Annotated in this window: 6 protein-coding genes; all 6 read right to left on the bottom strand. The window is 60.9% G+C overall.

The features are described 5' to 3' along the window. Window positions 1-157 precede the first annotated feature (157 nt). Complete coding sequence (locus Q0O99_RS17305) at window positions 158-988, bottom strand: urease accessory protein UreD (protein ID WP_293753217.1); 831 nt, start codon at window positions 986-988, stop codon at window positions 158-160. 54 nt (window positions 989-1042) lie between these two features. After that, entirely contained in the window at window positions 1043-1810 is a 768-nt protein-coding gene (locus tag Q0O99_RS17300) for an ABC transporter permease (RefSeq protein WP_293753216.1), read from the bottom strand. 13 nt (window positions 1811-1823) lie between these two features. Continuing rightward, a complete protein-coding gene (locus Q0O99_RS17295) occupies window positions 1824-2642 on the bottom strand; it encodes an ABC transporter ATP-binding protein (protein ID WP_293753215.1) in 819 nt (272 codons plus the stop codon). Window positions 2643-2767: 125 nt separating this feature from the next. After that, window positions 2768-3802 carry an ABC transporter substrate-binding protein gene (locus tag Q0O99_RS17290; RefSeq protein WP_293753214.1) on the bottom strand — a complete coding sequence of 345 codons (1035 nt, stop codon included), beginning with the start codon at window positions 3800-3802 and terminating at the stop codon, window positions 2768-2770. A gap of 182 nt (window positions 3803-3984) precedes the next feature. Beyond that, window positions 3985-6285 carry an NADP-dependent malic enzyme gene (locus Q0O99_RS17285; protein WP_293753213.1) on the bottom strand — a complete coding sequence of 767 codons (2301 nt, stop codon included), beginning with the start codon at window positions 6283-6285 and terminating at the stop codon, window positions 3985-3987. A gap of 268 nt (window positions 6286-6553) precedes the next feature. Then, a complete protein-coding gene (locus tag Q0O99_RS17280) occupies window positions 6554-7396 on the bottom strand; it encodes a phytanoyl-CoA dioxygenase family protein (protein ID WP_293753212.1) in 843 nt (280 codons plus the stop codon). Between the last annotated feature and the right edge of the window lie 71 nt (window positions 7397-7467).

Genomic DNA, 7467 nt, shown 5'->3' with positions numbered 1-7467 from the left:
CGTGCGCACTGGCTCAGTTTGGCTGATGAATCAACACTTGGCTTGTTTTTACGCTCAGAGGAATGCTTCTGTCTCGTTTTGAACTGTCAAGGATTTCTTGACAGTTTCCTTGCCTCTTGTCAGTCCACCCTATTCAAGCCAAAGGGCATTTGTCAGCTCAAAGGTTCCACAACCTCGGCACCGTGCCGCTCATGCCCCACATCTCTTGCCGCCATGAGGCCCATATTTGCCTGAGCAATTGCATCGCAGGCTCGGTCACGGGTGAGAGCGCGCGCAGCACAATGACCTGCTTGTGCGGTGAGGTGGCGCCTGTGGTCAGGCGCAATTCAGAGGCGTCCAGCAAATCGCGAGCGCAGGCCAGTGCCCGTTCGATTCGCTCGTCGGCCATGGCGCTGCCCGCCGCAAACACCAGCGTGGCCATGCAGCGCTGGCCTGCCAGCCCCAGTGGGCTGTCCATCAGGCGTGTATCGGTGGCGTTCAGGGTGCCGCGCTCCAGCCACACACCGGGAATCTCCAGGTGTTGGCGAAACCTGCCTTGCACAAAGGGCAAATCTGCGGCGGGCAAGCCCAGGGCGGTGATGTCCCAGGCCATCATTTCTGCGCCGGGGGCGAGCTCAAACACGGCGCGGTTGAGGGCATCACAGCCGTTGTAGGCAATGGCCTCCAAAGGCAGCCATTCCAGGCGTGCACCCGATTCAACCCGCGCATGCACTTGCTGCGCGGCCAGCCCGGCTTCAGAGCGGTAAAAGCGCGTGGCCCCGGGCGTGGTGACCAGGCCATGCGCTCCCGAACCCACTGAGACTTGCACGTCCAGGGTGTCGCCGCCCACCAGACCGCTGGGCGGGTGCACCAGCACGTTGTGGCAGACCGCATCGCCTTCGGGGTAGAGGCTTTGCAAAATGCGCAGCGGCCCGCTGTGCAGGTAACGGGCCACGCTGCGATTGGCTTCGAGCGTGTAGTGCAAATCCAGTCGGGCCAGCCAAGTCATTGGAACCACTTGCTTGGGTTGGCCGACTGCATCACACGCCAAACAGCATGTGACTTACTCGCCTTGCGAGCCGCGATGCGCCCAGCCGGTGGTGCGCTTTTCGATGTAGCTGAACAGCTCATACATGAGCATGGCCATGGCACCCACGACCACCAGGCCAGAAAACGCCAAGCCCATTTGCATGGCCGAGCCGGCCGAGATCAGCAGGTAGCCAATGCCTTCGTTGGATGCCGTCATCTCGGACACCGTGGTGCCCACAAAAGCCAAGGTGATGGCGACTTTGAGAGAGCCATAAAAGTAAGGCATGGAGCGCGGCAGGCCGACTTTGACCAGCACGTCCCAGCGCTTGGCGCCCAGCACGCGCAGCACGTCTTCCAGTTCAGGCTCCAAGGTGGCCAGACCGGTGGCGATGTTCACCATGATGGGGAAGAAGCTGATCAGGAAAGCCGTGAGGATGGCCGGGCCAATGCCGATGCCAAACCACACCACCAAGATGGGCACAAAGGCCGCTTTGGGCAGTGCGTTGAAGGCCGTCATGAGCGGGTACACGGCGGCATAGGCCAAGCGTGAGCTGCCAATGATGAAACCCAGCAGCACGCCCACCACGATGGCGATGCCAAAGCCCACCATGGTCACCCAGTAGGTGCGCCAGGCGTGGCCCGCGATCACGTCGCGGTATTCGATGGTTTGTTGTGCGATGCGCGAGGGGCTGGGGAAGATGAATTCCGACACGTTGAAGGCGCGGCACAGGCCTTCCCAAATCAGGATGCTCAGCAGCAGCAAAATCCAGGGCGACCAGCTTTCGAGGGATTTTTTGTTCATGAGGGGCTCCCGCTTATTGGTTGATCGCCGCACCGGTTTTGCGCATGGCACCGATGTGGCCGCGCAGCTCGTGCACGATGTTGGTGAATTCAGGGGTGTAGGTGATCTCGAGGTCGCGCGGGCGTGGCAGGTCGATTTCTCTTTTCACCACAAAGCGGCCAGGGCTCTTGCTCATCACGTAGACCGTGTCGGCCAAAAACACCGACTCGCGCAGGTCGTGCGTGACCAAAATGACGTTGAACCTTTGCTCGGTCCACAGGTCGCGCAAGATGCACCAGAGCTCTTCTCGGGTGAAGGCGTCGAGCGCGCCAAAGGGTTCGTCGAGCAGCAGCATTTTGGGTTCGTGGATCAAGGCGCGGCAAATGCTGGCGCGTTGCTGCATGCCGCCCGACAATTGCCAAGGAAACTTGTCTTCGTAGCCGCCCAAACCCACGGTGTTCAGCAGTTTGCGAGCACGCTCTGCGTACTCTTCTTTCTTTTGCTTGAAGTTCGAGCGATAGGGCTCCACGATTTCGAGCGGCAAGAGCACGTTGTCGAGCGTGGTGCGCCAAGGCAAGAGTGATGACGCCTGAAACGCCATGCCGCTGATCTTGAGCGGACCGGTCACAGGCTGGCCATCGACCAGGATGCGGCCTTTGCTGGGCATTTTCAGGCCCGTGGTCAGCTTCATGAAGGTGGACTTGCCGCAGCCAGACGGCCCAACGATGGCGATGAACTCGCCTTGCTTGACCTGCAGGTTGATGTCTTCTACCGCAAAGTGGTTTTGCGCCAGCAACTCGTCGTTGTAGGCCAGCCAGACATTCTGGAAATCAACGAATGATTCTTGGGTCATGGTGAAAGCTTCAAAAATGGTGTTCGATAGTGTATACACATTGCGTCCTGTAAAAGCCCACCGTCCTTTGCAGGTAGCGGTGGGCTCGGATCGCTGGGGCCTGATGCCCCGATGTCTACTCAGAATTACTTCTTGGCCTTGGGCAGGATGTCCAGTTCTTTGGCGGTGGGTAGGAAAGAGCCATTCCAGATGTCTTCGGCCTTCACGCGGGTCTTGGTGTTGAAGGCGTCGGAGACTTGCGAGGCCATCAGCGTCAGACGGGGACCGCTGATCTGGCCAAAGCCTTCTGCGCGGGCTGAGGGGCTGTTGATCACGGTGTCAATCGCCAGTTGCAGGCGGCGGGTTTCCAGGGCGGTGTTGATGATGCCGTCACGCGCCTTGACCGACTCGATGGCCTTGGCGGGATCGGCGATCACGTCCTTGGCACCCTTGGTGAAGGCGGCCAAGAAAGCTTTCACGGCGACGGGGTTTTCTTTCAGGATCTTGGGGGTGGCGATGATTGCATTGCCGTAGAGCTTGACGCCAAAGTCGGGGTACTGCATGACCACCACGTCTTCGGCTTTCACGCCACGCGCTTCGATGTTCAGCAGCGAAGTGAAGGTGAAACCGGTGATGGCGTCCACGTCGCCGCGCACCAGCATGGTTTCACGCAGGGGTGGGTCCATGGCGGTCCAGGCCACGTTTTGAACGTCGTTGGCCTTGGCAAAAATCGGGAAAGCACGGCGACCCGCGTCAAACACCGGAGCGCCCAGCTTTTTGCCAGAAAGGTCTGCAGGGGTCTTGATGCCCGATTTTTTCAAAGCCATCACCGAAGCGGGCGTGTTGTTGTAGACCATCATGATGGCCACAGGCTTGTTGGGCGCGTCGGGGTTGTTGGCGTGGAATTCCATCAGGGCGGCCAAGTCGGCAAAGCCCAGGTCGTAAGTGCCCGAAGCCACACGGGTGACTGCACCACCGGAGCCGTTGCCCGAGTCTACGGTCACGTCCAGCTTGGCGTCCTTGAAGTAACCCTTGCTACCGGGCACCAAAAAGAAGGCCGAGGGTCCTTCAAAACGCCAGTCCATCTGGAACTTGATGGGTGTGGTTTGGGCATGTGCGGTACCAAAAGCGGCCACGGCGGCCAATGCGGCTGTGGCCTTGAGTAAGAAACGCTTGTTCATGAGGGGCTCCAGGTTCAAAGAAACGGTGAATCTTGTATAGCAAATTCGGTGCCTATTATCGGCCATGGTCCTGACGCCGCGTGTCAGGTTGTACCCCTAGAAAACCCCAATTTTGGTGCCGGGCCGGTTCTGGCGTGGCACCAAAATAGTGAATTTGCGGGGCTTTTGTCGGGCTAGGGGGCTCAGTTGTGGGCCTGTGCCACCGCCAGTGCCGTCATGTTGAGCACCCGGCGCACCGTGGCCGCCGGGGTCAGGATGTGCGCTGTGCCGGCAGTTCCCATCAGGATCGGGCCCACGGTGACACCGCCGCTGGTGGTGGTTTTCAGCACGTTGTACAAAATGTTGGCCGCGTCCAGGTTGGGGCAGACCAGCAAATTGGCCGAGCCGCTGAGCGTGCTGTCTTCCAGGTACACATTGCGGATTTCGGGCTGCAAAGCGGCATCGCCGTGCAGCTCGCCATCGCACTCGATGTCGGGGTGCTGCGCCAAAAACAGGTCACGCGCCAGACGCATCTTGCGGGCCGATGCGCGCTTGGACGAGCCGTAGCTCGAATGCGAAAGGAAAGCCACTTTGGGCACGATGCCAAAGCGCTGAATTTCTTTGACCGACATGGCCGCGATTTCGGCCAGCTGCTCGGCGCTGGGGTCTTCGTTGACATAGGTGTCGGTGATGAACAACGGCCCCAAGTCGCTCACGAGTGCGTTCACGGCGGCGTAATTGGTTGCACCTGCGCGTTGGCCCAAAATGCTGTCGATGCGCTCCAAGTGGGTCATGTAGTTGCCGGTCAGGCCGCAAATCAGACTATCGGCATCGCCCAGCGACACCATCAACGCGCCAATGATGGTGTTGGAACGGCGCACCGCTGCCTTGGCCACTGCGGGCGTAGCCCCGTGGCGCTTCATCAGCTGGTGGTAGTGCTCCCAATACTGCCGAAACCGCACATCGTCTTCTGGGTTGACGTTGTCCACATCCACGCCCAGGCGCATGCGCAGCCCGGCTTTTTCGATGCGGGCAGCGATCACGCCGGGGCGACCAATCAAGATCGGGTGGGCCAGTTGGTCGTCGATGGCCATTTGGGCGGCACGCAGAGCGCGCTCGTCTTCGCCATCGGCATAGGCCACGCGCTTGTCGGCTTGGGGCACGGCCTTGGCGGCGTTGAAGATGGGGCGCATCAACAAACCGGTTTGCGAGACAAAGCTTTGCAGCTGCTGGCGGTAGGCGTCCATGTCGGTGATGGGGCGCGTGGCCACACCCGAGTCGGCGGCGGCTTGCGCCACGGCTGGCGCAATGCGCAAGATCAGGCGCGAGTCAAAGGGCGTGGGGATCAGGTAGTCGCGGCCAAAAGACAGCTCTTTGCCCGCATAGGCGCTGGCCACTTCTTCGCTGATGTCGGCCTTGGCCAGGTCGGCAATCTGGCGCACGCAAGCCAGCTTCATGGCTTCGGTGATCTTGGTCGCGCCACAGTCGAGAGCGCCCCGGAAGATGTAGGGGAAACACAGCACGTTGTTGACCTGGTTCGGGTAGTCCGAACGGCCTGTGGCGATGATGCAGTCTGGGCGGGCGGCTTTGGCCAGCTCGGGGCGAATCTCGGGCTCGGGGTTGGCCAGCGCCAGGATCACCGGGTCACGCGCCATGGTCTTGAGCATCTCCACCGTCATCACGCCGGGGGCCGAGCAGCCCAGGAACACGTCCGCGCCGTTGACCGCATCGGCCAGCGTGCGGGCATCCGTTTTTTGGGCATAACGCGCTTTGGACTCGTCATAGCCACCCGGGCGGCCTTCGTAGACCAAGCCCTTGGAGTCACACACAAAAATGTTCTCGACCTTCACGCCCAAGCCCACCATCACATCCAGGCAGGCGATGGATGCAGCCCCTGCGCCCGACACGGCCAGCTTGATGCTGCCGATGTCCTTGCCCACCAGCTCCAGGCCGTTGAGCATGGCGGCCGAGGCGATGATGGCGGTGCCGTGCTGGTCGTCGTGAAAGACCGGAATGTTCATGCGCTCGCGCAGCTTCTTCTCGATGTAGAAGCATTCGGGCGCCTTGATGTCTTCGAGGTTGATGCCGCCCAGCGTGGGCTCCATGGCGGCGATGATCTCCACCAGTTTGTCCGGGTCACGCTCGGCCAGCTCGATGTCGAACACGTCGATGCCTGCGAACTTCTTGAACAGGCAGCCTTTGCCTTCCATGACCGGCTTGGCCGCCAGCGGGCCAATGTCGCCCAGGCCCAGCACAGCCGTGCCGTTGGTGATCACGGCCACCAAATTGCCACGCGAGGTGAAGTCAAACGCTTTGGACGGGTCGGCTTCGATGTCCAGGCAGGGATAAGCCACGCCGGGCGAATAGGCCAGCGACAAATCACGCTGGTTGGACAGGGGCTTGGTTGGGTTGACCGAAACCTTGCCCCGTGTGGGAAAGCGGTGGTAATCGCGGGCCGCGTCGCGCAGGGCTTCTTCGGCAGGGGACAGTGGTTTTTGGCTCATGGGAAGTGTCTCTTTGTCTCAGTAGGGGAATCAATTAGAAAGCCTAACCCATTTGGCGGGCCCAATACCCTGAGGATTACCTGCATAAAAAGCAAAAAAGCCAAACGTTCAAGATTAGTCATGCCCGACTTGATCGGGCATCCATGTCTTCAGGTGATTGTCTTCAGTGCGCATCGGCTGGCTTGACCGCTTCGATGGCACCGCTTCTGTCGCCGTGAGTGCCATTGAAGTACAAGTGGGCGGCGGCATTCAGGGCACGCAGGTCAACTCAGACCGCCATCAATGGAAACAGCGCATGGTCCATCGGCACGCCTGCAGGCAGCTCTTGCTCCAGCCCGGGGAAGGGTGGCGAGGTGACCCAAGTGCGTGGCGCGTGGGTCATGTCGTCGCCCAAAAAGCGCACCGAGTACACCCGCCTGCGCTGTGTACCGTCCACCCCGGCCGAGGCGTGCAGGCTGAGCATGTGAAAGCACACCAGATCGCCCGGCTGCAAGTCCCAGCCCAAGACGGAGAAGTCTTCGCGGTGGTTGTCAATGTCGGGCAACTCGGCCAGCGTGCCTTCGGGGAACCACTTGGCCTGGTTCGTCATGAAGGTGCGCGGCATGAGCCAGGGGCCGCGGTGTGAACCTGCCACAAACTCCAGCGTGCAAGCGCGGGGTACCGGGTCCACCGGAATCCAGAAGCTGACGTTTTGCAGGCCATCGACGTTGTAATAAGGCTGGTCCTGGTGCCAGGGCGTGCGCTGGCGCGTGCCGGGTTCTTTGACCAGCAGGTGGTCGTGGTACAGGCGCACCGTGGTGCTTTTCATCAGGCGCTGGGCCAGTGCGGCCAGGGGCGTGTCAAAAATGAAGCGCTTGTACTGCGGGATGTCTTGCCAGTTGCAAAAGTCTTCAAAAAACCGACCCGGGTCGTCCGGCCGACTGGCCACCATGCCGCGCGGGCTGGGCTGGGCCAGGTTGGCCTGGATGCCGTCCCGCAGCAGAGCCACTTCTTCCGGTGTGAACAGGTTGCGGATGCACACCGCGCCATCGCGCTGGTAGTCGGCCACGTCTTGGTCGGTGGTGCAGGCCTGCACGCGCTGGCGCAGGGCTTCAAGCTGCGGCGCTGCCATGTTCAGGCCAGCAAATCCAGCAAGGTGCGCGCCACCACCTTAGTCGCGCGGCGCAGGTCTTCCAGCTCCAC

The organism is Limnohabitans sp. Rim8 (assembly GCF_945901735.1).
In the GTDB taxonomy this organism is placed as follows: Bacteria; Pseudomonadota; Gammaproteobacteria; order Burkholderiales; family Burkholderiaceae_C; genus Limnohabitans_A.
This window is presented reverse-complemented; position numbering and strand designations above follow the sequence as displayed.

Excerpts from the sequence above, each read along its gene's own strand:
- Q0O99_RS17305 (WP_293753217.1), bottom strand. The coding sequence starts at position 988 with ATGACTTGGCTGGCCCGACTGGATTTGCACTACACGCTCGAAGCCAAT.
- Q0O99_RS17300 (WP_293753216.1), bottom strand. The coding sequence starts at position 1,810 with ATGAACAAAAAATCCCTCGAAAGCTGGTCGCCCTGGATTTTGCTGCTG.
- Q0O99_RS17295 (WP_293753215.1), bottom strand. The coding sequence starts at position 2,642 with ATGACCCAAGAATCATTCGTTGATTTCCAGAATGTCTGGCTGGCCTAC.
- Q0O99_RS17290 (WP_293753214.1), bottom strand. The coding sequence starts at position 3,802 with ATGAACAAGCGTTTCTTACTCAAGGCCACAGCCGCATTGGCCGCCGTG.
- Q0O99_RS17285 (WP_293753213.1), bottom strand. The coding sequence starts at position 6,285 with ATGAGCCAAAAACCACTGTCCCCTGCCGAAGAAGCCCTGCGCGACGCG.
- Q0O99_RS17280 (WP_293753212.1), bottom strand. The coding sequence starts at position 7,396 with ATGGCAGCGCCGCAGCTTGAAGCCCTGCGCCAGCGCGTGCAGGCCTGC.